General features: G+C 71.5%; 22 protein-coding genes and 3 pseudogenes. 19 read left to right on the top strand and 6 right to left on the bottom strand.

Annotated elements, in window-relative coordinates:
- Positions 1-156 precede the first annotated feature (156 nt).
- Entirely contained in the window at positions 157-1,314 is a 1,158-nt protein-coding gene (locus tag OG758_RS14280; RefSeq protein WP_326710347.1) for a sensor histidine kinase, read from the top strand.
- Positions 1,311-1,994: a response regulator transcription factor gene (locus tag OG758_RS14275; RefSeq protein ID WP_326710346.1), complete on the top strand. Its 684-nt coding sequence runs from the start codon at positions 1,311-1,313 to the stop codon at positions 1,992-1,994. Before OG758_RS14280 ends, OG758_RS14275 begins: the two co-directional genes overlap by 4 nt.
- A gap of 21 nt (positions 1,995-2,015) precedes the next feature.
- Here OG758_RS14275 and OG758_RS14270 read toward each other — a convergent pair whose 3' ends face one another.
- The gene (locus OG758_RS14270) at positions 2,016-2,876 is read right to left on the bottom strand and encodes an AraC family transcriptional regulator (protein ID WP_326710345.1); all 861 of its coding nucleotides are present in this window, start codon (positions 2,874-2,876) and stop codon (positions 2,016-2,018) included.
- 325 nt (positions 2,877-3,201) lie between these two features.
- Between OG758_RS14270 and OG758_RS14265 the strand changes: the two genes are divergently transcribed.
- The 11 genes and pseudogenes from OG758_RS14265 to OG758_RS14215 all read left to right on the top strand — a co-directional run.
- Positions 3,202-4,773, top strand: a complete 1,572-nt coding sequence (locus tag OG758_RS14265; RefSeq protein WP_326710344.1) for an ABC transporter substrate-binding protein — start codon at positions 3,202-3,204, stop codon at positions 4,771-4,773.
- Positions 4,774-4,853: 80 nt separating this feature from the next.
- Positions 4,854-5,807, top strand: coding sequence for an ABC transporter permease (locus OG758_RS14260; protein WP_326715910.1), 954 nt, complete (start codon positions 4,854-4,856; stop codon positions 5,805-5,807).
- The gene (locus tag OG758_RS14255; protein WP_326710343.1) at positions 5,804-6,679 is read left to right on the top strand and encodes an ABC transporter permease; all 876 of its coding nucleotides are present in this window, start codon (positions 5,804-5,806) and stop codon (positions 6,677-6,679) included. Before OG758_RS14260 ends, OG758_RS14255 begins: the two co-directional genes overlap by 4 nt.
- Positions 6,676-7,707, top strand: a complete 1,032-nt coding sequence (locus OG758_RS14250; RefSeq protein ID WP_326710342.1) for an ABC transporter ATP-binding protein — start codon at positions 6,676-6,678, stop codon at positions 7,705-7,707. The genes OG758_RS14255 and OG758_RS14250 overlap by 4 nt, the downstream gene beginning before the upstream one ends.
- A complete protein-coding gene (locus OG758_RS14245; RefSeq protein ID WP_326710341.1) occupies positions 7,704-8,750 on the top strand; it encodes an ABC transporter ATP-binding protein in 1,047 nt (348 codons plus the stop codon). Before OG758_RS14250 ends, OG758_RS14245 begins: the two co-directional genes overlap by 4 nt.
- Before the next feature lie 19 nt (positions 8,751-8,769).
- Positions 8,770-10,614: a gamma-glutamyltransferase family protein gene (locus tag OG758_RS14240; protein WP_326710340.1), complete on the top strand. Its 1,845-nt coding sequence runs from the start codon at positions 8,770-8,772 to the stop codon at positions 10,612-10,614.
- A gap of 116 nt (positions 10,615-10,730) precedes the next feature.
- The gene (locus OG758_RS14235) at positions 10,731-11,582 is read left to right on the top strand and encodes an inositol monophosphatase family protein (protein ID WP_326710339.1); all 852 of its coding nucleotides are present in this window, start codon (positions 10,731-10,733) and stop codon (positions 11,580-11,582) included.
- 169 nt (positions 11,583-11,751) lie between these two features.
- Positions 11,752-13,161, top strand: coding sequence for a phytoene desaturase family protein (locus OG758_RS14230; RefSeq protein ID WP_326715909.1), 1,410 nt, complete (start codon positions 11,752-11,754; stop codon positions 13,159-13,161).
- On the top strand, positions 13,158-13,673 hold the full coding sequence (locus tag OG758_RS14225) for an O-acetyl-ADP-ribose deacetylase (RefSeq protein ID WP_326710338.1): 516 nt from the start codon (positions 13,158-13,160) through the stop codon (positions 13,671-13,673). Before OG758_RS14230 ends, OG758_RS14225 begins: the two co-directional genes overlap by 4 nt.
- 88 nt (positions 13,674-13,761) lie before the next feature.
- Complete coding sequence (locus OG758_RS14220; protein WP_326710337.1) at positions 13,762-15,228, top strand: AlkA N-terminal domain-containing protein; 1,467 nt, start codon at positions 13,762-13,764, stop codon at positions 15,226-15,228.
- Positions 15,229-15,241: 13 nt separating this feature from the next.
- Positions 15,242-15,331: pseudogene (locus OG758_RS14215) on the top strand (methylated-DNA--[protein]-cysteine S-methyltransferase); the annotation flags it as partial.
- A 95-nt stretch (positions 15,332-15,426) separates the two neighbouring features.
- Here OG758_RS14215 and tnpA read toward each other — a convergent pair.
- The gene (gene tnpA / locus OG758_RS14210; protein WP_326710336.1) at positions 15,427-15,858 is read right to left on the bottom strand and encodes an IS200/IS605 family transposase; all 432 of its coding nucleotides are present in this window, start codon (positions 15,856-15,858) and stop codon (positions 15,427-15,429) included.
- 26 nt (positions 15,859-15,884) lie between these two features.
- Here tnpA and OG758_RS14205 point away from each other — a divergent pair, with 26 nt between their 5' ends.
- Together OG758_RS14205 and OG758_RS14200 are read left to right on the top strand one after the other, a co-directional pair.
- Positions 15,885-17,204: an RNA-guided endonuclease InsQ/TnpB family protein gene (locus tag OG758_RS14205; protein ID WP_326710335.1), complete on the top strand. Its 1,320-nt coding sequence runs from the start codon at positions 15,885-15,887 to the stop codon at positions 17,202-17,204.
- Positions 17,205-17,244: 40 nt separating this feature from the next.
- A pseudogene (locus OG758_RS14200) lies at positions 17,245-17,652 on the top strand (methylated-DNA--[protein]-cysteine S-methyltransferase); the annotation flags it as partial.
- A gap of 3 nt (positions 17,653-17,655) precedes the next feature.
- Here the strand turns inward: OG758_RS14200 and OG758_RS14195 are convergent.
- Positions 17,656-17,802: pseudogene (locus tag OG758_RS14195) on the bottom strand (NAD-dependent deacetylase); the annotation flags it as partial.
- Positions 17,803-17,929: 127 nt separating this feature from the next.
- Here OG758_RS14195 and OG758_RS14190 point away from each other — a divergent pair.
- The 4 genes from OG758_RS14190 (at position 17,930) to OG758_RS14175 (ending at position 21,544) form a co-directional block, all read left to right on the top strand.
- Entirely contained in the window at positions 17,930-18,565 is a 636-nt protein-coding gene (locus OG758_RS14190; RefSeq protein ID WP_326710334.1) for a hypothetical protein, read from the top strand.
- A gap of 110 nt (positions 18,566-18,675) precedes the next feature.
- On the top strand, positions 18,676-18,900 hold the full coding sequence (locus tag OG758_RS14185) for a ferredoxin (RefSeq protein ID WP_326715908.1): 225 nt from the start codon (positions 18,676-18,678) through the stop codon (positions 18,898-18,900).
- The gene (locus OG758_RS14180; RefSeq protein WP_326710333.1) at positions 18,890-20,281 is read left to right on the top strand and encodes an NAD(P)/FAD-dependent oxidoreductase; all 1,392 of its coding nucleotides are present in this window, start codon (positions 18,890-18,892) and stop codon (positions 20,279-20,281) included. The genes OG758_RS14185 and OG758_RS14180 overlap by 11 nt, the downstream gene beginning before the upstream one ends.
- 24 nt (positions 20,282-20,305) lie before the next feature.
- Entirely contained in the window at positions 20,306-21,544 is a 1,239-nt protein-coding gene (locus OG758_RS14175; RefSeq protein ID WP_326710332.1) for a cytochrome P450, read from the top strand.
- On the opposite strand, the gene OG758_RS14170 is transcribed toward OG758_RS14175, so the two are convergent.
- The 3 genes from OG758_RS14170 to OG758_RS14160 all read right to left on the bottom strand — a co-directional run bounded on the left by OG758_RS14170 (position 21,541) and on the right by OG758_RS14160 (position 23,960).
- On the bottom strand, positions 21,541-22,287 hold the full coding sequence (locus OG758_RS14170) for an SIR2 family NAD-dependent protein deacylase (RefSeq protein WP_326710331.1): 747 nt from the start codon (positions 22,285-22,287) through the stop codon (positions 21,541-21,543). The genes OG758_RS14175 and OG758_RS14170 overlap by 4 nt on opposite strands.
- 69 nt (positions 22,288-22,356) lie before the next feature.
- Complete coding sequence (locus tag OG758_RS14165; RefSeq protein WP_326710330.1) at positions 22,357-22,854, bottom strand: NUDIX hydrolase; 498 nt, start codon at positions 22,852-22,854, stop codon at positions 22,357-22,359.
- A gap of 44 nt (positions 22,855-22,898) precedes the next feature.
- Positions 22,899-23,960 (bottom strand): ADP-ribosylglycohydrolase family protein, encoded by a 1,062-nt coding sequence (locus OG758_RS14160; protein ID WP_326710329.1) that lies wholly within the window; start codon positions 23,958-23,960, stop codon positions 22,899-22,901.
- Positions 23,961-24,149 lie beyond the last annotated feature (189 nt).

The raw sequence follows: 24,149 nt of genomic DNA, 5'->3' as shown, positions 1-24,149 counted from the left end.
GTGGCCGGACAGGGTACCCTCACGCGTCGTACGCCGGAGGTGAGTCGGGGCTGCGCCCCCGAGGCCGGAGCCGCCGCGCACTACTGCACAGGGAGTAGTCCAGGGGCGGTCCCCAGGGGTGACGCCCTTGTCGGCGGCCCGGTCTATGGTGCTGGCATGGAGGGGGACCGCAGGCGCCGCGTGGCTCCGGTCGGCGCGCATCGCAAGGACCTGATCGGCGACGTCACGCTGGCCGTTGCCATCGGGGCGCTCGTCGTGGCCGCTGCGGTGGCCGACGGGGGAGTGACGGCGCTCGACGCCGTCCTGATCGCCGCGGGCTCGCTCACGCTCGTCGCCTACCGGCGGGCGCCGCGCACGGTCCTCGCGCTCACCGCCGCGTGCACGGCGGGCTACGTGCTCCACGCGGAGCCGGGCGCCCTCGCCGCGCTGCCCGTCCTGGCGGCCGTGCACACGGCGTCCCGTGCGGGGCACCGCCTGCTCGCGGCCGTGGCGGGTGCCGCGTTCCTGGTCGTGTGCGGCGTGGCGGGACGGCCCCTGGAGAGCTGTCTGCTCCTCGCCGGCTGGTTCCTGTGCGCCGTCGTCACGGGGCTCGCCGACAAGAACTGGCAGGCGTATCTGCGCCAGACCGAGCAGCGCGCCCTGGAGGCGGAGCGCACCCGTGAGGAGGCCGGGCTGCGTCGGGCCGGCGAAGAGCGCCTGCGCATCGCCCGTGAGCTGCACGACTCGCTCACGCACAGCATCTCGATCGTCAAGCTCCAGGCGGGCGTCGCCGTGCATCTGGCGCGCAAGCGCGGCGAGGAGGTGCCGCCCGCGCTGCTCGCGATCCAGGAGGCCAGTGGCGAGGCGATGCGCGAGCTGCGCTCCACCCTGGACGTGCTGCGGGCCGACGAGCCCACGGGAGGCCCGGCGCTCCTCGTGGAGCGCGCCCGTTCGGCCGGCCTCGACGTGGAGCTTGTGGTCACGGGCCGCGAGCGGCTGCTTCCGACGGCCCTGGACCGTGCCGCGTACCGCATCGTCCAGGAGTCTCTGACGAACGTCGCCCGGCACGCGGGACCGACTGAGGTGACCGTGCAACTCGCCTATGGGGAGGGCGAGTTGACGATCCGTGTCGAGGACGGTGGCGCCGCCGATCCCGCGCACCCGCCGGTCTCGGGCAACGGACTGAAAGGTATGGCCGAACGTGTCGCCGCGCTCGGGGGAAGCCTCGACGCCGCGCCGCGCCCCGAGGGCGGGTTCGCGGTGCGGGCCCGGCTTCCGGTGGCCGGCCCACTTCCGGAAGAGCGACGGGATATGGCGGAGGGGGTGACCCGGTGAGCGGCGGAGGCAGTTCCCGGATCCGGGTCGCGCTCGTCGACGACCAGGCCCTCATGCGGGCCGGGTTCCGCGCTCTCCTGGAGGCCGAGGACGGCGTCGAGGTGGTCGGTGAGGCGGCCGACGGGGAGCAGGGGGTCGCCCTCGTTCGTGAGCAGGTGCCCGACATAGCCCTCGTGGACGTCCAGATGCCCGTGATGAGCGGCATCGAGGCGACCCGACGGATCGCCGCCGACCCGCGCCTGAGCGGCGTACGTGTCGTGATCCTCACCAACTACGGCCTGGACGAGTACGTCTTCGACGCGCTGCGCGCCGGGGCGTCCGGCTTTCTGCTCAAGGACACCGAGCCCGAGGACCTGCTGGCCGGGATCGAGGTCGTGGCCCGCGGGGACGCCCTGCTGTCACCGGCCGTGACGCGCCGCCTCATCGGCGAGTTCGTGTCCCGGCCACCCGACCGCTCCACGCCGCCGGGCCTGGAGTGCCTCACCCGCCGCGAACGCGAGGTGACCGCGCTCGCGGCGCGCGGCCTGACGAACGAGGAGATCGCCGCGCACATGGTCGTCAGCCCGTTCACCGCCAAGACCCATGTCAGCCGCGCGATGACGAAGCTCGGCGCCCGCGACCGGGCCCAACTCGTCGTGTTCGCCTACGAGTCGGGCCTGGTCACGGCACGTACACAGTGACGCGCGTCGCTACGAGGCGTGTTACTCCCGCTCGACCGGGATCCACAGCTGGGCGTCCGCCTGTGACGCGTCGGGTGACAGACGTGTGCTGAGGATCTCGGGGCCCGGCCTGCTCCGGTACGGGTTGGACGGGAACCACTGCGTGAACACGTCCCGCCACAGATGCTGGAGCGTCTGCGGGAACGGGCCCGAGCTGTCGAAGACGGCCCACGTGCCCGCCGGGACGGGGAGGGTGTCCAGGTCGTCGGGGCCGGCGGCGGAGGCCGCCACCGCGTGGTAGTAGTCGAGTTCGGTGCCCTCCGCGCGGCTCGGGTCGAGGTCGTCGCTCACCGAGACGATCCCCTCGGGCTCCTGGTCGGACAGCGCGTGGATCCGGCGCACGGTCTCCTTGTCGATGCCCCTGATGAAGTCGGCGATCGCCGGATTCACGCCCTCATGGACAAGGGGGACCCGCGCCTTTCTGCCGACCACGTGGAACTCGGGCTTCTCCATCACCCGGTATCGCATGGTGCTGCTCCCTTCGACGATGAGACGGAAGGACATGCGTGGCTGGGACCGCAGGGCCGCACCGGTCCGCCTGGCCTCGCCGGGGCCCACGCCGTGCAGCCCCCGGAAGGCCCGTGCGAACGCCTCGCCCGAGCCGTAGCCGTAGCGCACCGCGATCTCGAGGAGCGTCCCTTCCCCGGCGAGCACCTCCGCGCCCGCGACGGTCAGCCGCCTGCGCCGGATGTACTCGGAGAGCGGCAGCCCCGCGAGCGCGGAGAACATCCGCCGGAAGTGGTACTCCGACGTCGCCGCGATACGGGCCAGATCGGCGATGTCGATCCGCCGGTCGAGGTGGCGCTCGATGTGGTCCATGGCCTCGTTGAGCCGGTCAAGCACCCCGGGCCCCTTCCTGTTGACATCGCTCACGCTAGGGAGGACCCATGGTCGCGGACCCGACATCCTGTGCCCGTTCCGGTCGGACGTGCCCGTTCCGGCCGCTTGGGGCTTTGTGACCTTCTTTGTCGGGGCCGGTTATTCAATCTTCATCAAATGTGTTCCGCCATGCGGACAACCCCCTTGCCTGTGGACTGTATGCGAAATACGTTCTGCGGTATTCCTTGATCACACACGGATCACCCACAGGATGTCCCGCACACTCGTCCCCTGGCGGAGGTATCTCCTCGTGCGCCGAACAGCGGTTGCCTGCACGGCAGTTGCCCTGGTGTTGTCCACAACGGCGGGCTGCGGCTCCCTCCAGTCCTCGGCCACCGAGGTCGGCGGGGAGCGCATGACCGACGACCGGCCCGTACGGGACGGCGGTACGCTCACCGTCGCCATCAACGCGGATCCGGACAAACTCGACCCCTCGCTCGCCCAGACCCTCGTAGGCCGCACGGTCTTCGCCGGGATGTGCGAGAAGCTCTACGACGTCGACGAGGCGGGCAAGGTCGTCCCGCAGCTCGCCACCGCGCTGCCGAAGACCTCGTCCGACGGCCGCACCGTCACCTTCTCCGTCCGCAAGGGCCTGAAGTTCAGCGACGGCACCTCCCTCGACGCGGCCGCCGTCGTCACCTCGCTGCTGCGCCACCGCGACCTGCCGGGATCGGCCCGCGCCACGGAACTCGCCCCGCTGAAGGCCGTCGAGGCCACCGGCGCGTACACCGTGAAGCTCACCCTCAAGCAGGCCTACGTCCCGCTCACCGCGGTGCTCGCCGACCGCTCCGGCATGGTGATGTCCCCGGCCGCGCTCAAGAAGTACGGCAAGAACTTCACCAACCACCCCTCCTGCGTCGGCCCGTTCAAGTTCGTCGAGCGCGTCGGCGGTGACCGCATCGTGCTCGCCAAGGATCCGAACTACTACGACGCGCGCGACGTCCACCTCGACAAGGTGATCTACAAGCCCATCCCCGACGGCAGCGTCCGTCTCGCCAACCTCCGCTCCGGAGACATCCAGGTCGGCGACCAGATGGTGCCCGTGGACGTGAAGAGCGCCCTCACCGACAACAAGCTCCAGCTCTTCAACTCGCCGTCGCTCGGCTACCAGGGCATCGGCATCAACGTCGGCAACGTGAAGGGCCTCGGCCAGAAGCCGGGCCATGTCGACAGCCCGCTGGCCAACGACGTCCGCGTCCGTGAGGCCTTCGAGCTCTCCATCGACCGCGCACTCATCAACAAGGTCGTCTTCCAGGGCATGTACGAGCCCGCCTGCGGCCCGATCTCCCCGAAGTCCGCGCTCGCGCCCGGCGTCAAGGCCTCGCAGTGCCCCAAGCGCGATGTGGCCAAGGCCAAGCGGCTGTTGAAGCAGGCGGGCGTCAAGACCCCCGTGCACGTCGAGCTGAAGACCTCCACGACGCCCGAGTGGAGCCGCATCGGCCAGGTCCTCCAAGCCATGGCCAAGGACGCCGGGTTCGTGGTCACGCTGCGCCCCACCGAGTACGCCACCATGCTCGAAGAGACCGACGACGGGCACTACCAGGCGTTCAACAGCGGCTGGTCCGGACGCCTCGACCCGGACGGCAACATCGCCAGTTTCCTGCAGACGAAGGGCGCGATGAACGCGTACGGCCTCTCGGACGACAAGATCGACGCCCTCATCGAGCGCGGCCGCACCGAGGCCGACCCCGCCGAACGCGCCAAGATCTACGGCGAGCTGACGCGGCGCGCCAACGACGCGCACGCGCTCATCTACCTCTACCGCCAGAAGAACTACGTCGTCGCAGGGCAGGACGTCGCAGGCGTACGCGTCTACGGCGACGGCCTGATCCGCGTGAAGGATGCGGGGTACGCCAAGTGACGACCGCCCAACTCACTGAAAAAGAAGCCACGTCGAAGAAGGCCTCCTCGAAGGGGCAGGGGCTGCTCGCCGGGCACCCCATGGCCAAGTACGTCCTGACCCGCGTCCGGCAGTCGGTCATCACGCTCATCCTCGTCTCGATCGTCGTCTTCGCGGGGATCCGCGCCCTGCCGGGCGACCCGGCCCTCGCCCTCGCGGGCGAGGAGCGCAGCCCCGCCGCGCTCGCCGCGATCCGCGCCGAGTACGGGCTCGACGACAACATCGTGATCCAGTACGGGCGCTTCATCGGCCACGCACTGCAGGGTGACCTGGGCACGTCCTCGCGCACCGGCCTCCCGGTCGCCGACGCCATCGGGCAGGCACTGCCCGTCACCCTCGAACTCGCCGCACTCTCCCTGCTGCTGGCGATCGTCCTCGGTATCGGCGCCGGTGTCGTCGCGGCCGTGCGGCGCGGCAGGCCCGCGGAGTGGATCGCCAACGGTCTCGCCCTGCTCGGCCTCTCGATCCCCACATTCTGGCTCGGCATCGTGCTCGTGCTCGCCTTCGCGATCATCGTCCCGGTCTTCGCGGCGTCCGGCTTCGTCCCCTTCGGTGCCGACCCGATCGACAACCTGCGACGCATGGTGCTGCCCGCGATCGTCCTCGGCTCCGGGCTCGCCGCCGTCGTCATGCGCCAGACGCGCGCCGCGATGCTCGACTCGCTGTCCGCCGACTACGTCCGCACCGCCCGCGCCAAGGGCCTGTCCCGGCGCGAGGTCGTCGGCGGCCACGCGCTGCGGAACTCCCTGGTCACGGTCGTCACCGTGCTCGGTCTGCAGCTCGGCCACCTGATCTCCGGCGCGGTCGTCACCGAGCAGATCTTCGTACTCCCCGGCTTCGGCAAGCTCACCATCGACGCCGTCTTCACGCGTGACTACGCGACCCTGCAAGGCGTGGTGCTGTGCACGTCGGCCGCGTACATCTTCATCAACCTGCTGGTCGACGTGGCGTACTCGGTCATCGACCCGCGCATCCGGCTCGGAGGTGCCCGGTGACGACGCTCGCCCTCACAGGAATACGGGTCCGCGCGGCCAAGAGCGGCAGGCTGCGCGCCCTGCGCAGGAACAAGCTCGCCATGACGGGCGCCGTCATCGCCGCGGTCTTCGTGCTCGCCGCGCTGTTCGCACCGCTCGTCGCGCCCTACGACCCCGCGCAGCCGAACTTCGACAACGTCCTCGCGGCGCCCGGCTGGAGCCACTGGCTCGGCACCGACGACCTCGGGCGCGACCAGCTGTCCCGCGTCGTCTACGGGGCCCGGGCCTCGATGCAGGTGGGCGTGCTCGCCGTCGTGTTCGCCTTCATCATCGGCGTCCCCCTCGGACTGCTCGCCGGCTACTACGGCAAGCTCGCCGACAGCGTGGTCTCGCGCGTCACCGACACGATGCTCGCGTTCCCCTTCCTGGTCCTGGCCGTCGGTCTCGCCGCCGTCCTCGGCCCGTCCCTCACCAACGCGACCATCGCGATCGGCATCTCGCAGATCCCGGCCGTCATCCGCATCACCCGCGCGGAGACCCTGCGGCTCAAGCACGTCGACTACGTCGCCGCGGCCGTCGCCAACGGGGGAGGGGACGGCACCGTCCTGTTCCGCCACATCCTGCCCAACGCGACCTCGGCGCTCGTCGTCCAGGCCACCGTCGGCATCCCTGCCGCGATCATCGGCGAGGCCCTGCTCAGCTTCCTCGGCCTCGGCGTCCAGCCGCCCGAGCCGTCCCTCGGCGTGATGCTGTCGTCCGCCCAGTCCTTCCTCGCGCCCGCGCCCTGGATGGCGGTCTTCCCCGGCCTCGCCGTCGTCGCCGCGACCCTGGCGTTCAACCTGCTCGGTGACGGCCTGCGTGACGTACTCGACCCCCGTGGAGCGACCCGATGAGCCCGAACCCCGAAGCCGTGCTCAGCGTCCGCGACCTGTCGGTCTCGTTCCGCACCGACGTCCGTACCGTCCACGCCGTCGACCACGTCTCGTTCGACCTGGCGGCCGGTGAAGTCCTCGCCGTGGTGGGCGAGTCGGGCTGCGGCAAGTCCGTCACCTCCATGGCCGTCATGGGCCTGCTCCCGCCCACCGCGCACATCACCGGGTCGATCAGGCTCGGGACACGCGAACTCGCGGGCGGTGACGACAAGGCGTACGGGAAGATCCGCGGCAAGGACATCGCGATGATCTTCCAGGAGCCGATGACCTCCTTGAACCCGGTCCTCACCATCGGCCGGCAGATCGGCGAGGTGCTCCGCCGCCACCAAGGCCTGAGCAAGAAGGAGGCACGCGCGCGTGCCGTCGAACTCCTCGACCTGGTGGGCATCCCCGCCCCGGCCCAGCGCGTCGACGAGTACCCGCACCAGCTCTCCGGCGGTATGCGCCAGCGCGTGATGATCGCCATCGCGGTCGCCTGCGACCCGGCCGTCCTCATCGCCGACGAGCCGACCACCGCCCTCGACGTCACCGTGCAGGCAGGCATCCTGGAGGTCCTCCAGTCGCTGCGCGAACGCCTCGGCACGGCGATCGTCCTCATCACGCACGACCTCGGCGTCGTCGCCGACATCGCCGACCGCGTCCTCGTCATGTACGCGGGCCGACCCGTCGAACAGGCCCCCGTGGACGAGCTGTTCGCGACGCCCCGCCACCCGTACACCCGCGGACTCCTTTCGGCGGTCCTGCGGCCCGGCGCCTCGGCCGCCTCGGGCGGTGGCGGCAAGCGGCGCCTGCCCGAGATCCCCGGCCTCGTGCCGAGCCTCGACTCCCAGCCCGACGCCTGCACCTTCGCCCCGCGCTGCGACCGCGCCGACGAGCGGTGCACGACGGCCAGGCCCGGCTTCAAGTCCGTCACCGACGACGCCGGAGCCGGCGCCCCGCACCTGGCTGCCTGCTGGCACCCGAACACCCTCCAGGAGGCCGCACAGTGAGCACCCCGGTCCTGCAACTCGAAGCCCTGGAGCGGCATTTCACCGCGTCGGGCGGCACCGTACGCGCCGCCGACGGCGTCACCCTGACCGTCGGCCGCGGCGAAGTCCTCGGCCTCGTCGGGGAGTCGGGCAGCGGCAAGTCCACCGTCGGACGCTGCGCCGTACGCCTGGACGAGCCCACCGGCGGCACCGTACGCATCAACGGCACCGACGTGACGACCATGTCCCGGCGCTCCCTGCGCCCCCTGCGCAAGGACTTCCACCTCGTCTTCCAGGACCCGTCGTCGTCCCTCGACCCGCGCATGACCGTCGGGCAGATCGTCGCCGAACCGCTGCGGCTGCACGGCATCGCGAAGGGCGAGGCGGCACGCGCGCGCGTGGCGGAACTCCTCGCCCAGGTGGGCCTGCGCCCCGAGCACGCCGACCGGCACCCGCACGAGCTGTCCGGCGGCCAGCGCCAGCGCATCTCCATCGCCCGCGCCCTGTCGGTCGACCCGGCGCTCCTCGTCGCCGACGAGCCGACGTCCGCCCTCGACGTATCCGTCCAGGCGTCCGTCCTCAACCTGCTCGCCGACCTCCAGCGCGACCGCGGCTTCGGCTGTCTGTTCATCACCCACGACCTCGCCGCCGTCGAGTACCTCGCCGACCGGATCGCGGTCATGTACCTCGGCCAGATCGTCGAACAGGCCCCCACCGCCGAGCTGTTCGCCGACCCCAAGCATCCCTACACACAGGCCCTCCTGTCCGCGGCGCCCGTGCCCGACCCGGTCACCCAGCGCACCCGTGAACGGATCGTCCTCAGCGGCGAACTCCCCAGTCCGCTGGCGCCGCCGCCCGGCTGCCGCTTCCACACGCGCTGCCCGCTGGCCGTCGACCGCTGCCGCACCGAGATCCCGGCCCTGCGCACCCTGGACAGCGGCCGCGAGGTGTCGTGCCACCTCGTCGCCGACGACGGCACCGCCCCCGACGCCGCGGCACCCCGTCCCGCGGACGCCGACACCTCACTTCGTACGATCCCTCACAGCCGCCCCGCATCCGCCTGACGCCCGAGGAGCACCACCCTTGTTCACCACCCGGCCGACCCTGCAAGGCACCTTCGGCATGGTCTCGTCCACCCACTGGCTCGCCTCCCAGTCGGCCATGGCCGTCCTGGAGAGCGGTGGCAACGCCTACGACGCCGCCGTCGCCGCGGGATTCGTCCTGCACGTCGTCGAACCCCACCTGAACGGCCCCGCCGGTGAGGTCCCGATCATCCTCGCCCCCGCCGGCGAGGACGTCAGCGTCCTGTGCGGGCAGGGTGTCGCGCCCGCCGGGGCCACCGTCGCCCACTACCGCTCCCTCGGTCTCGATCTCGTCCCCGGCACCGGCCCCCTGGCCGCCGCCGTGCCCGGCGCCTTCGACGCCTGGATGCTCCTCCTGAAGGACCACGGCACCAAGTCCCTGGCAGAGGTCCTGAGTTACGCGATCGGGTACGCCGAGGACGGGCACGCGCCCGTGGAGCGCGTCGGCGAGACCGTCGAGACCGTGCGCGCCCTCTTCGAGAACGAGTGGCCCTCCTCGGCCGAGGTCTACCTCAAGGACGGCGCCTCCCCGAAGCCCGGGGAGCTCTTCCGTAACCCGCAGCTCGCCGCGACGTGGCGGCGCGTCATCGAGGAGGCCGAGGAGATCGCGGGCGACGCCGGCGACAAGCGTGTCGCCGAGATCGAGGCCGCCCGCGCGATCTGGCGCGAGGGCTTCATCGCCGAGGCCCTCGTCCGGCAGGCCGGCCGGCCCACCATGGACACCAGCGGCACCCACCACACCGGCACGCTCACCGCCGCCGACCTGGCCGGCTGGTCCGCGACCTACGAGGCGCCCGCCACGTACGACTGGAACGGCTGGACCCTGTGCAAGGCCGGCGGCTGGAGCCAGGGCCCCGCCTTCCTCCAGCAGCTCGCCCTGCTCCCCGACGAGCTGCCCGCGTACGGCTCCGCCGAGTACGTCCACCTGCTCATCGAGGGCTGCAAGCTCGCCATGGCCGACCGTGAGGCCTGGTACGGGGACGCCGGCCCCGGGGAGGTGCCCGTCGCCGAGCTCCTGTCCGACGAGTACAACGCCGCGCGCCGCGCCCTCATCGGCGACAAGGCGTCCCACGAGCTGAGGCCCGGCAGCCCGCGCGGCACCGAACCGCGCATCTCCGCGCACGCGCACGCCGTGGCGGCGGGCGACGACGGGTTCGACGCCATGGGGATTGCGGGCGCCGGAGCCGGTGAGCCCACCGTCGCCAAGAGCGGTGACCAGGAGGTCGCCGCGGACGGCGCGACCCGTGGCGACACCTGCCACCTCGACATCGTCGACCGCTGGGGCAACATGGTCGCCGCGACGCCCTCCGGCGGCTGGCTCCAGTCGAACCCCGTCGTGCCCGAGCTCGGCTTCCCGCTCGGCACCCGTCTGCAGATGGCCTGGCTGGAGGAGGACCTGCCGAACTCGCTCACGCCGGGACGCCGTCCCCGTACGACGCTGACGCCTTCTCTCGCCCTGAAGGACGGGGTGCCGGTCCTCGCTTTCGGCACGCCCGGAGGCGACCAGCAGGACCAGTGGCAGGTCCACTTCTTCCTCGCCGTCGCCCTGCGCGCGGCCGTACGCGGCGGGCTCGACCTCCAGGGCGCGGTCGACGCCCCGAACTGGCACAACGACTCCTTCCCCGGCTCCTTCTACCCGCGCGGCATGCGGCCCGGCAGCGTCACCGTCGAGTCCCGCGTCGGCGAGGACGTCGTCGAGGAGCTGCGCCGCCGCGGCCATGACGTGACCGTCGGCGAGCCCTGGTCGGAGGGCCGCCTGTGCGCCGTCGCCCGCGACCCGGAGACCGGCGTCCTGTCGGCCGCGGCCAACCCGCGCGGGATGCAGGGGTACGCCGTCGGGCGCTGACGGATCAGGCGGTGTACGGACGGATCAGGGGTGGGGTTCCGCGGTTTTCACGGGGATTCCACCCCTCGTACACCGGGCGGGTACGCATTGTCAGTGGAGCGTGCTCTCATGGACGCATGATCGAAGCACAGACAACGACGGAAAGCATCGACGACTTTCTCGTACACGGGGTCACCGAGGTGGAGCGCGCCGTGCGTGCCGCTGCCGCCGCAGAGGTGATGCCCCGCTTCCGGCAGCTCGCCGAGGGTGACGTCGCCCAGAAGAGCGGCCCGCACGACCTCGTGACCACGGCCGACCGGCTCGCCGAGGAATATCTGACCCGTGAACTGGGCGCCCTGCTGCCCGGCTCCGTCGTGGTCGGCGAGGAGGCGGTGCACGCCGACTACACGGTCTACGACGCGATAGGCGAGGACGCCCCGGTATGGATCGTCGACCCGGTCGACGGCACCCGCCAGTTCGTCCACGGAGACCCCGGATTCTGCATGCTCGTCGCGCTCGCCCAGCACGGCACGGTCCTCGCCTCCTGGACGTTCGCACCCGCGCTCGGCGAGTTCGCCGTGGCGGTCCGCGGCAAGGGGGCCTGGCTCAACGGCGAGGCGCTGCACGCCGGTTCGCCCGGTGCGGACGGGTCCATCGACGTGGCGACGTCGCACCCCGACTACACGACGGACGCGCAGAAGCGCGACCTCCTGGGCCTGTGGACCGACGGGGTGCGCCCGCGCCCGTGCGGCTCGGCCGGCCTCGAGTATCTGGCCGTCGCCCGCGGCGAGTTGGACGCCACCGCCTTCTCATGGGAAGCGGCTTGGGACCACGCGGCGGGGCTGCTTCTCGTCGAGGAGGCGGGCGGCACACACCTGACGAAGGCGGGCGAGCCCTTCCGGATCACCGGGGGGAACGCACTGCCGTTCACGGCGGCCCGGGACAAGGCCACCGCCCGGCGCGTGGTGGACCTGCTCGGCGGCGAGTGACCCGGCGGCCGGGCGCCTGGCGGGCGCCCGCGCCCATGACCTGCGCCGACCGTCGGCGCACCCCCGCGCAGCCCGTCCGGGATCGCCCCGAGCCCCGGCTCTGTCAGCCCTCCGGCATATCCTGTCGGCCAGTGGCCTCGGCTGACAAAGGAGTCCGAAGGTGCCGTCGATGCTCGATGCCGTCGTCGTGGGTGCGGGACCGAACGGACTGACCGCTGCCGTGGAGCTGGCCCGCCGAGGCCTCTCCGTGGCCGTCTTCGAGGCCAGGGACACCGTCGGCGGAGGCGCGCGCACCGAGGAGCTCACCCTCCCGGGATTCCGCCACGACCCGTGCTCGGCCGCTCACCCGCTGGGGATCAACTCGCCCGCGTTCAGGGACATGCCGCTGGACCGGTACGGCCTGGAGTGGCTGCACGCCGAGCTCCCCATGGCGCACCCCTTCCCCGACGGAAGCGCGGCCGTGCTCTCACGCTCCGTCGCCGAGACGGCCGCCTCGTTCGGGCCGCACGACGCGGGCACCTACCGCCGTCTCGTCGCACCTCTCCTGCCCAAGTGGGACGCCCTCGTGCGGGACTTCATGGCGCTGCCGCTGACCACCCTGCCGCGCGACCCGCTCACCCTGGCCCGCTTCGGGCTCGCGGGGCTTCCGCCGTCCACATGGCTGATGCGCCGCTTCCGCGACGACCGGGCGCGCGCCCTGTTCTCCGGCCTCGTCGCCCACGCCATCGCCCCGCTCGGCGGCCTCGGCACGGGAGCCGTCGGCCTCGTCTTCGCGCTCGCCGGCCACGCACGCGGCTGGCCCGTCGCCCGCGGCGGCTCCCAGTCGATCTCCGACGCGCTCACCGCGTACCTCAAGGACCTCGGCGGAGCCGTCCACACGAACTACGAGATCAAGCGTCTCGACGACCTGCCGCCCGCCCGCGCCTACATCTTCGACACCTCGCCCACGGCGCTCGCCCGCATCGCCGGGCTCGGCAGCTACTACGAGCGCTTCCGGTACGGCGCGAGCGTCTTCAAGCTCGACTACGCCCTCGACGGACCCGTGCCATGGACGGCGAAGGAGGCCCGGAGCGCGGGCACCGTCCAGGTCGGGCCCGGCAGCCGTGACATCGCGGCGGCCCTGCGCGCCGCGTCCCGCGAGGGCCGCGCCCCGGACAAGCCCTTCCTCATCACCGTCCAGCCCAGTGTCATGGACCCCTCCAGAGCCCCGGCGGGCAAGCACGTCTTCTGGGCGTACGGGCATGTCCCGAGCGGCTGGGACGGAGACCTCACCGACGCCGTCGAGCGGCAGCTGGAGCGCTTCGCGCCCGGGTTCCGCGACCGGGTCCTGGCGCGGGCCACCGCGGGACCGCCCGAGCTGGCCGCGCGGAACGCGAACTATGTGGGCGGTGACATCGCCTGCGGCGCGGTGATCGGGCTCCAGCTGCTGCTGCGGCCGAAACTGTCCCTGTCGCCGTACACGACGCCGCACCCCGCCGTCTTCATCTGCTCGTCCGCGAGCCCGCCGGGGCCGGGCGTCCACGGCATGTCCGGGCACAACGCGGCCAAGGCCGTGTGGAGGAGGATCCGCGCGTCATGACCCGAATCACCCTGGTCAAGGGAGACATCACCGCCGAGACCGCCGACGCGATCGTGAACGCGGCCAATTCCTCGCTGCTCGGTGGCGGCGGCGTCGACGGCGCGATCCACCGGCGCGGCGGCCCCGAGATCCTCGCCGAGTGCCGCAGACTCCGCGCCTCGCACTACGGCAAGGGCCTGGCCACCGGGCAGGCGGTCGCCACGACGGCCGGGAACCTCGACGCCGGGCATGTGATCCACACCGTCGGCCCGGTGTGGTCCGCTTCCCTGGACCGGTCCGAGCTGCTCGCCTCCTGCTACCGCGAGTCGCTGCGGGTGGCGGCCGGGCTCGGCGCCCGGACCGTGGCCTTCCCCGCGATCTCGACCGGGATCTACGGCTGGCCGCTGGACGACGGGGCGCGCATCGCGGTCCGCACCGTGCGCGAGGTCGCCGGGCCGCCGGTCGAAGAAGTGCGGTTCGTCCTCTTCGACGACAGGGCGTACGCGGCCTTCACCGAGGCCCTCACCGACTGACAGCTCCAGGTCGAGGGCCGGACCGGCGCACACGTTGATGTCGGATTCTCGCCAGCCGGGGGTGGCGGACTTCGGCCATGCTTGCCTCATGCACACCGACACCGACCGATGCGTCCGGGCCGTCCAGTCCAAGGACGCCCGCTTCGACGGCTGGTTCTTCACCGCCGTCCTGACGACCCGGATCTACTGCAGGCCCAGCTGCCCGGTAGTGCCTCCGAAGCCCGAGAACATGACCTTCCTGCCCAGCGCCGCGGCCTGTCAGCAGGCCGGATTCCGGGCCTGCAAGCGCTGCCGCCCCGACACGAGCCCCGGCTCCCCGGAGTGGAACCAGCGCGCCGACCTGGTGGCCCGCGCCATGCGCCTCATCGGCGACGGCGTCGTCGACCGCGAGGGCGTGCCCGGCCTCGCCGGACGCCTCGGCTACAGCACCCGCCAGGTCGAGCGCCAGCTCCTCGCCGAGCTGGGCGCGGGTCCCCTGGCTCTGGCCCGCGCCCAGCGCGCGCAGACCGCGCGCATCCTCGTCGAGACGACCGAGCTGCCGATGGCCGACATCGCGTTCGCCGCCGGCTTCTCCTCGATCCGCACCTTCAACGACACAGTCCGCGAGGTCTTCGCGCTCTCCCCGAGCGAGCTGCGCACCCGCGCGCCCAGGAACGGTGCCGTGGCGCCCGGCGCGATAACGCTGCGCCTGCCGTTCCGCGCCCCGCTCAACCCCGACAACCTCTTCGGCCACCTCGCCGCGACCGCCGTACCGGGCGTCGAGGAGTGGCGCGACGGCGCGTACCGGCGCACGCTGCACCTCCCCTACGGGCACGGCATCGTGACCCTCACACCCGCCCCCGACCACATCGGCTGCCGCCTCGTCCTCACCGACCAGCGCGATCTGACCGTCGCGATCAGCCGCTGCCGCCGCATGCTCGACCTCGACGCCGACCCCGTCGCCGTCGACGAGCAGCTGCGCGCCGACCCGCTGCTCGCGCCGCTCGTCGACAAGGCGCCGGGCCGCCGGGTGCCGCGCACCGTCGACGAGCCCGAGTTCGCGGTCCGCGCCGTGCTCGGCCAGCAGGTGTCCACGGCCGCCGCCCGCACCCACGCCGCCCGCCTCGTCACCGCGCACGGCGAGCCCGTCGACGACCCCGAGGGCGGCCTCACCCACCTCTTCCCCTCACCGGCGGCCCTGGCGGCCCTCGACCCCGAGGCGCTCGCCCTGCCGCGCAGCCGCCGCACCACCCTGACCACGCTGGTGCGCGAACTCGCGGAGCGCACCCTCGTCCTCGGCCCCGAGAGCGACTGGGACGAGGCCCGCGAGCGGCTCATGGCGCTGCCCGGCTTCGGGCCGTGGACGGTCGAGGTCATCGCGATGCGCGCCCTCGGCGACCCGGACGCCTTCCTGCCGACCGACCTCGGAATGCGGCGCGCCGCACAGGAGTTGGGGCTGCCCCACACCCCGGCCGCGCTCACCGCGCGGGCCGCCTCCTGGCGCCCCTGGCGCGCGTACGCCGTCCAGTACCTGTGGGCCACCGACGACCACCCGATCAACTTCCTCCCCGCGTAAGGAACCCGGCACCATGACCGCCAAGCGGCACCACGTCATCGACAGCCCCTACGGGCCGCTCACCCTCGTCGCCACCGACGGCACGCTCAGCGGCCTCTACCTTTGATCTTGGCCAGTGCTCCGCCGTTTGCGGCGGGGGTGAAGGTCATCTCAGGGCTGCTCTGACCCGCACGTTCGCACGGGTCCGCAGTGTTGTCCTCAGCCGGTGGGGCGCTGCTGGTTCTCGATGTACTGCTTGACGACGGTCAGCGGTGCGCCGCCGCAGGATCCGGCGAAGTAGGAGCCGGACCAGAAGTGTCCGCCCCACAGGTAACGGTGGACGTGCGTGCTGTATTCCTGGCGGAGCCTGCGGGAGCTGACGCCCTTGAGGGAGTTGACCAGTTTGGAGAGCTGGACCTTGGGCGGATAGTGCACGAGCAGATGCACATGGTCCTGCTCGCCGTTGAACTGCTTGAGTTCGGCCTCGAAGTCGGTGCAGACGTCGCGCATGATCTCCTCGGTGCGCGTCAGCATGGCGTCGGTGAATGCCTTACGCCGATACTTGGTGACGAATACCAAGTGGACGTGCAGGTTGTAGACGACGTGGCGTCCGGTGCGTACGTCAGGATTCGGGTTCCATCGTGGTGACATAAGCCAACTGTAGTAGGGTGATTGTCATGGGTGAACTGGTGTGGGAGAAGCGGCAGTTCGGGCACCGTGCCCGGCTGGCGCTGACGCCCGCACAGGTCCGGCTCATGGATGACCAGGCGCACGCGGCACGCGCGATGTGGAATCAGCTCCACGACCTGTGGCAGATGACGCCGAAGTGTCAGCGCGCTCTGACGCGCATGGATCAGGCGTTGCGGCAGGCCCGCAAGGAGATCGACTGGTATGGGGTGCTGCCCGCGCAGGCCGCGCAGGCGGTACTCAAGACGTACTTCCAGGCGTGGCGGAACTGCTGGGACGGGCGTGCGGACGAGCCGAACTTCAAGGCCCGCTTCCGCACGGCATTGTCGGTGGACATCCCGCAGGGCCGGGACTTGCAGATCAAGCGAGTACACCGACGGTGGGGCATGGTCAACATCCCCAAGGTGGGCCGTGTCCGGTTCCGCTGGACCAAGGATCTCCCCGTCGGCAAGCTCGCCAACAAGGAGAACCGGATCACCGGGGCACGGCTGGTCAAAGACGGGCTCGGATGGCACATCGCCTTCCGTATCCAGACCCTTGAGCCCAAGCCGGAGCCCCACCAGGGTCCCGAGGTCGGTATCGACGCCGGGGTGAACCTGCCGCTTGCGCTGTCCGACGGCAACCACCAGGACCACGACCGGCCGCCCCGACTCCCGGACGGCACCGCCGACCGGGACAAGTGGCTGAACCCGCAGGAGAAGGCCAAACTGCTCCGCCTGGAACAGCGCGCCGCGCACCGCAAGAGCTTCCGCAAGCCGAAAGAGCGCAGCTCCAACCGGCTGCACGCCACCTACGACCAGATCAAGCAGCTCCGCGCAAGAGCCACGCGCCGAGCAACCGACTGGCAGCACAAGACCACCACCGCCATCGCCAACCAGTACGGCACGGTCGTGGTGGAGCAGTTGCAGATCACGAACATGGTCAAGTCCGCCAAGGGAACCATCGAGAACCCGGGGAAGAACGTCGCGCAGAAGTCCGGCCTGAACCGTTCCATCAGCCAAGAGGCGTGGGGCCGCACCGTGACACTGCTGACGTACAAAACCGCCCGAAACGGCGGAACCCTGGTCAAGGTCCCCGCCCCGAACACCTCCCTGCGCTGCTCCGCGTGCGGATTCATCACGCCCGGCAGCCGCGAAGACCAGGCCACGTTCGTATGCAAGAACCCGGCCTGCGGATGGTCGGCGAATGCCGACTGGAACGCGGCCCGGAACGTCTTGCACCTGTACCGGATCGGCCTCGTGACGATCCCGGCTGCCGGGAGAGCAGTCGTCAGGCGCACCCGTGGCGTCAAGCCCGCTGCCGCAAGGTAAGCAGGAATCTCCTTCCTGAGCCTGCGAAGGGAGGAGAGCACTTCAAATGACCGACCAGCGCCACCGCCCCGCCGAGGAGACCTTCGGGGAGCGCGACGGCCGGCCCTTCGGGGCGGTCGTCGATCAGCTGGAAGCCTATTTCCAGGGCGAGTTGAAGGAGTTCGACCTGCCGCTGCGCCTCGAAGGGACGCCGTTCCAACGCAGCGTCTGGGAGCAGCTCCAGCGCATCCCGTACGGGGAGACCCGCACCTACGGGGAACTCGCCGAGGCCCTCGGCAACGCGAACGCGTCCCGCGCGGTGGGCCTCGCCAACGGCAAGAACCCCGTCGGCGTCATCGTCCCCTGCCACCGCGTCATCGGCGCGAGCGGCGGCCTGACCGGCTACGGCGGCGGCCTGGAGCGCAAGCAGCGCCTCCTCGACTTCGAACAGGGCGCGGCGCTGTTCTAGCCCTTACGGGGGCAGCTCGCCGAGCAGCCGGGGGAGCGCTGTCGCGATCGGTTCGCGCACGACCTCGGCGGCCTGGTCGTCGTACGGCGTCGGCTCGGCGTTCGCGATGACGAGCTGCGCCCCGGTCTCCGCCGCGAGGCCCGCGAGTGCGCCGTCGCGCCCCGGTGCCCATGGCCTGTATGGCGCATCGCCGTCTTCCTCACGAGTGACCCCGGTGGCGCGAGCCCCGGATCGCTGGTGTCTGTACGAAGGAGGGCCAGGCAGAAAGCGAGAGACCATGGAGCGACAACACGAGCGCCTCGCGACGCCCTGGGCCGCCGGGGTGGCCGGGGTGCTGTTCGCGATCCTGATGGCCGCGGCGATCGTCCTGGTGCGCATCGCTCTGCCCGCCGGTGCCGGCGGGGGCGCAACTGTCGATGCCACACAGCGCAGCGCCGTGCACACGGCGCTGGAGCTGCTCCCGTTCGCCGGGATCGCCTTCCTGTGGTTCATGGGCGCCCTGCGCGAGCAGGCGGGCGAAGGCGAGGACCAGTTCTTCTCCACCGTGTTCCTGGGCAGCGGCCTGGTCTTCGTCGCCACCCTGTTCGGCGCCGCCGCGGCGGCCGGAACCGTGCTCCAGGAGGGTCGGCAGCACCCTCCTTTCGGCCTGCACTTCGCCTACGCCCTGCTGACCACGTACGCCATGCGGATGGCGGCGGTGTTCATCATCACGACCTCGACCATCGGCCGCCGACGCGGCGCCCTCCCGCGCCCGCTCGTCGTCCTCGGCTACCTGGCGGGCCTTGCGCTGCTCGTGATCGGAGCGAACGTGCCCTGGTCCGAGCTGGTCTTCCCGGCCTGGGCGCTGCTTCTCAGCCTGAACATCCTGAGGGACCGGCGTCCCGCCCGGCCACGGCCGGCCCCGTCGGCCTGAGCCGACCGCACCGCTCACTCGAACGGCTTCCTTCTCGTCGCCGGATCCCGTCCGGCCACCGAGGGTGGTCACAGGGGGCTGACCGGGCTCTGGAGAGGACCGATCCCGTGGTGAGGATTGCCGTCGACCTGAACCGCTGTCAGGGGTATGCGCAGTGCGCGTTCCTCGCCCCCGAGATCTTCACCATGCACGGTGAGGAGGCGTTGCTGTACGCCCCGGAGGCCGACGAGGAGCACCGCGCGAAGCTGGCCCAGGCCGCCGCGGCCTGCCCGGTCCAGGCCATCCTCGTCGATGCGGTCGAGGTACCGGCCGGGGCGGTGTCCGATGCTCGGTGACGGATCTCTGGAACGGCTCAAACGCGAGGGCCGCATCGTCGTCGTGGGCGCCTCGCTGGCCGGGCTGCGCGCTGCCGAAACCCTGCGGGCCGAGGGCTTCGCGGGCTCCCTCACCCTGATCGGCGACGAGCCCCACGAGCCGTACGACCGGCCTCCGCTCTCCAAGCAGGTGCTGCTGGGCAGGGCGGCCGCCGACCGCACCGCCCTGCCCAGGCTCCGATCGGTCGACGCGACCTGGAGGCTGGGTGTCCCGGCCACCGGCCTGGACATGGCCGCAGGGCGCGTGCGGCTGGCCGACGGCGACGAGGTGCCGTACGACAGGCTGCTGATCGCCACCGGGGTACGGGCGCGACCGTGGCCGCGCGAGGCCGAGGCGGAACTCGACGGCGTCTTCGTCCTGCGGACCCGCGACGACAGCGCCGCGCTGGCGCGGCGGCTCGAGGAGGGACCCAAGCGGGTCCTCGTCATCGGTGCCGGGTTCACCGGTTCGGAGATCGCTTCCGCCTGCCGCGAACGAGGCCTCCTGGTCACCGTCGCCGAGCGCGGCGCGGCGCCCCTGGTCGGCGCTCTCGGCGGGGTGGTCGGCGCGGTCGCCGCCGAGATGCAGCGCGAGCACGGTGTGGATCTGCGGTGCGGGGTCATGGTGACCGCTCTGGAGGGCGATGCCTCGGGACGGGTGCGCGCCGCGCATCTGTCCGACGGCTCCACCGTGGAGACCGACGTGGTGATCGTCTCGCTCGGCGCCATCCGCAACACCGAATGGCTCGCCGGATCCGGACTGGGGGCAGGGCCCCGCGGCATCGCCTGCGACGCCGGCTGCCGCGCCTTCGACATCCGCGGAATCGTCACCGACGACATCTATGCGGCGGGCGACGTCGCACGCAGCCCGCACCCCCTGTTCGGCTACCAGTTCCTGTCTCTGGAGCACTGGGGCAACGCCGTCTCCCAGGCCCGGGTCGCGGCGCACAACATGATCAGCGAGAGCACCGACCGCATCCCCCACATGGAGGTGCCGGCCTTCTGGTCCTCGCAGTTCGGAGTCAACATCAAGTCGGTCGGGGTGCCGTCGCTGGGTACGGAGGTCCTCATCTCGCAGGGGGCACTCAAGGATCACCGGTTCATCGGCGTCTACGGGTACCAGGGACGCGTCATCGGCGCGGTCGCCTTCGATCAGGCCCGGTGGCTGCCGTTCTACCAGGAGCTGATCGAGACCACCGCGGCGTTCCCGCCGCCGTTCCACACGGTCGACCGGTGCTCGGACGGACAGCGGCCGGTCGACGCCGACTTCCCCGACCCGTCGGTCCCCACCCATGGTCCGACCGTGACCCTCGGCGGATACTCGCCCGCCGACCGTCGGATCACGTTCACCCCCGCGCACTGACCCGCACGGCCACGAGGACTCGCCATGACGCAATCCCCCCTGCACCAGATCCTGGACTACGCCAACCGCGCCAACCCGTACCCGATCTACGAAGAGCTGCGGAAGACGCCGGTCCACCACGAAGAGGACGGGCCGTACGTCGTCAGTACCTACTACGAGATCCGCAGCCTCCTGCACGATCCCCGGATCAGTTCCGACGCCCGCAATCTGGCCTCGACCGCCGGCGACCCGCTGGCCGAGTCGGCCCAGGAGGACGAGAGCGCCCTGCCGCCCAGCTTCCTGCGGCTCGACCCTCCGGAACACGACCGGCTGCGACGTATGACGAACCGGCCCTTCGGCCCGCCGCACTCCCCCCACCGGATCGACGGGATGCGCGGAGAACTGCAGGGCATCGTCTCCGGCCTCATCGACGGCATCGGCGATCCGGGCCGGTTCGACCTGGTGGACCAGTTCTCCTACCCCTTCCCCGTGACAGTGATCTGCCGGCTGCTCGGGATTCCGCGCGAGGACGAGGCACGCTTCCACACCTGGGCGGACACGATTGCCGCGAGCCTGGACCCCGACCCGGACGCGGATCCCACCGAGCGGGGCAAGACCTCGCGCGACGCCCGGATGCAACTGGGCATGTACTTGGCCGGCCTGATCGAGGAGCGCCGCAAGAACCCCGGGAACGACATGCTCTCCGAGCTGGCGACGGCCAAGGGCGAAGACGGCTCGATGACGACGATGGAACTCCTCAGCACCGCGGCGCTGTTGCTGATCGCGGGCCATGAGACGACCGTCAACCTGGTCACCAACGGAATGCTGACCCTGCTGCGCAATCCCGATGTCCTCGAGCGGCTGCGAGCGGATCCGCGGTTGGCCGTGCCCATCGTCGAGGAGCTGCTGCGCTTCGAGCCGCCGGTGCAACTGGTGCCGCAGCGCACCACCCTCGCCGACATCGAGGTCCGCGGCGTCACCATCCCGAAGGGCGCCTCCCTCTGGCTGGTTCTGGCGTCCGGCAACCGTGACCCCCAGCGTTTCGAGGACCCGGACCGCTTCGACCCGGACCGCCCGGACAACCAGCATCTCGGCCTGGGCAGCGGCATCCACAGCTGTTTCGGCGCACCGCTCGCCCGGCTGGAGGCCCAGTTCGCCCTGTCGGAACTGGCCCGGAGGCTGGAAAACCCACTGCTGCTGGAGGACCCGCCCCCGTACCGGCAGAACGCCGTGCTGCGCGGGCCGCGGCATCTGCACATCTCCTGCGACGGGATCCGCCCCTAGAGCCCCTGGGGGCGCTCCACGCCGAGCTGGCGCAGCAGCTTCGGCAGCGCGGTGCCGATGGGCTCGCGGATGACCTCGTCGGCCAGTTCGTCGTACGGCGTCGCCTCGGCGTTGACGATGACGAGGCGCGCCCCGTGGTCCGCGGCCACGCCGGCGAGCCCCGCCGCGGGCTGGACCTGAAGACTGCTGCCGACGGCGATGAAAACCTGGCAGGCCTTGGTGATCGAGACGGCCTCGCCGAGCACCACCGGATCGAGCCGCTCGCCGAACATCACGGTGGCCGACTTGAGGATCCTGCCGCACTCCAGACACGGCGGATCGTCCTCCCCGGCCTCGACCCGGGCGAGGGCGTCCTCCATGGGCCCGCGCGCATGACAGCCGGTACACACGAAACTCCGTGCGGAGCCGTGCAGTTCGAGCACCTTGCGGGCGGGCACCCCGGCGAGCTGGTGCAGTCCGTCGACGTTCTGTGTGATGACCCGCACCGGTACCCCGGACTTCTCCAGCTCGGCCACGGCGAGATGCGCGGCGTTCGGCTCGGCCTTCAGGGTGCGGTTCTTGCGCCGCATCTGCCAGGACCGCCGCCGGATCTCCGGATCACCCATGTAGTACTCGTACGTGACGAGCTTCTCGGCCTCCGGGTCACGCCGCCACAGACCGTTCGGCCCGCGGTAGTCCGGGATCCCGGAGTCCGTGGAGATGCCTGCACCACTGAGGATCGCGACGAGAGGCTGCGTGCTCATGCCGCCGAGGGTAGGCGCCCCGCCGGTGGGACCGCGAGGCGAAATCGGCGCCCGCCGCGCGAGGCCGCGTCAGGCCACGCGGTTGCCGTCCTCCAGCTCGACCGCGCCCTCGCCCGTCGTGAGCACGTCCAGCGCCGCCAGAACGCGCCGTCCGAGCGAGCCCGACAGATGTTCCGGCAGGTCGGCGCGGTTCACGAGGCGCCAGGAGAGCAGCTCCTCCTCCTGGAGCCTGATCGCCTTGAAGCGGTCCTCGTCCAGGACTCCGCCGTCGTAGAGATACGCCACGAGGGGCGGTCGCGCGGCCGTGCCGGACACCCAGTCGACCGCGAGCAGCCGGCCGAGCTCCACGTCGAGGCCGATCTCCTCGGCCGTCTCGCGCCGGGCCCCCTGGCGCGGGGACTCACCGGTGTCGGACTCGACGGTGCCGCCGGGCAGCGCCCACCCGTCGCGGTAGTTCGGCTCGACGAGCAGCACACGCCCCTCGGAGTCACGGAAGAGCGCGGCGGCGCCGCACAGGACACGGGGGAGACCCGCGATGTACGCGGCGAACTCGGCGGAGGCAGTCATGCGGGAAGCCTAACGACCCTGTGCCGGGGCCCGCGTCCGCCGGCCTACGCTTCGGCCAACTCGACTGTACGCGCCGCGAGTTCGCTGATCCGCGCGCCGTCGAACCCGAACACCGCGCTGCGCACCCGGTCCTCCAGCGGGTCCTTCCACTGCGCCGGGATCGCCGCCGCCCCGCACAGCACACCGGCCACGGACCCGGCCGTCGCGCCGTTCGAGTCGGTGTCCAGGCCGCCGCGCACCGTGAGTGCGAGGGTGCGGGTGAAGTCCCCGTCGCCGTACAGCAGCCCGGCCGTGATGACGGCCGCGTTCGGGACGGTGTGGATCCAGCCGAGCCCGGCCGTCTCCTCCTCCAGCGTGGCCAGCGTCTCCTCCCAGCTCAGCCGCGACTCGTGGAGCGTCGCCGTGCGGCGCACCGTGCGGGCCAGTCGGCTGCTCGCGGGGATCACGGTGAGCGCGCTGTCGAGCGCCGCGCGCGGGCCCGGAGCCGTGAACGCCGCCGCGACGAGCGCCGCCGCCCACATCGCCCCGTACACGCCGTTGCCCGTATGGGACAGGACCGCGTCGCGGCGGGCCAGGGAGGCGGCGCGGCGCGGGTCGCCCGGGCAGGTCCAGCCGAAGACGTCGGCACGGATCAGCGCACCGATCCACTCCTGGTACGGGTTGTCGTACGTCGCGGTGAGCGGCGGCTTCAGCCCGTTCGCGAGATTGCGGTACGCCGCCCGCTCCGCGGTGAACGTCTGCAGATACGGCAGCCTCAGCAGCCACAGATCACCCACCTGTTCTGTGGAGAAGGCGAAGCCGTGCGTCTCCAGGAGGTGCAGGCCGAGGATCGCGTAGTCCACGTCGTCGTCCCGGCAGCTGCCGTGGATCCGCCCGCGCACGCACCGGCGCCACTCGGGGCGCAGCGCGAGGCCGTCGGACTCGTCGGCGGGCTCGGGCAGATAGTCGGTGAGCGGCAGGGCGGCGGCCCGCCGCAGATAGCCGTCGATGCGCGCCCGGGTCCAGTACTCGCCCTGTTCCACCGGCTTGCCGAGCATGTTGCCGGCGATCCGGCCGAGCCAGCCGCCGAGCACCCGGTCCTGGAGGTTGCTGCCCACTGGGGTCATGTCCTTGGTGTACCCGATGAGGGGGCGTGGCGTGGCGAGGCGTCCCGCAGTGGACGCCGGACCGTCCGCACCGCGCCCGGCTGATCGATCATTTCCGCGCTCAAGGCACCCCGCTATGAAAGGGAATATCAAGACTTATAGCCCGGGTGCCCCGTTTCGCGGACCGGACAGCCATGGGCAGCGGCCCCC

The sequence above is a fragment of the Streptomyces sp. NBC_01474 genome (assembly GCF_035918215.1).
Classification (GTDB): domain Bacteria; phylum Actinomycetota; class Actinomycetes; order Streptomycetales; family Streptomycetaceae; genus Streptomyces; species Streptomyces aureus.
This window is presented reverse-complemented; position numbering and strand designations above follow the sequence as displayed.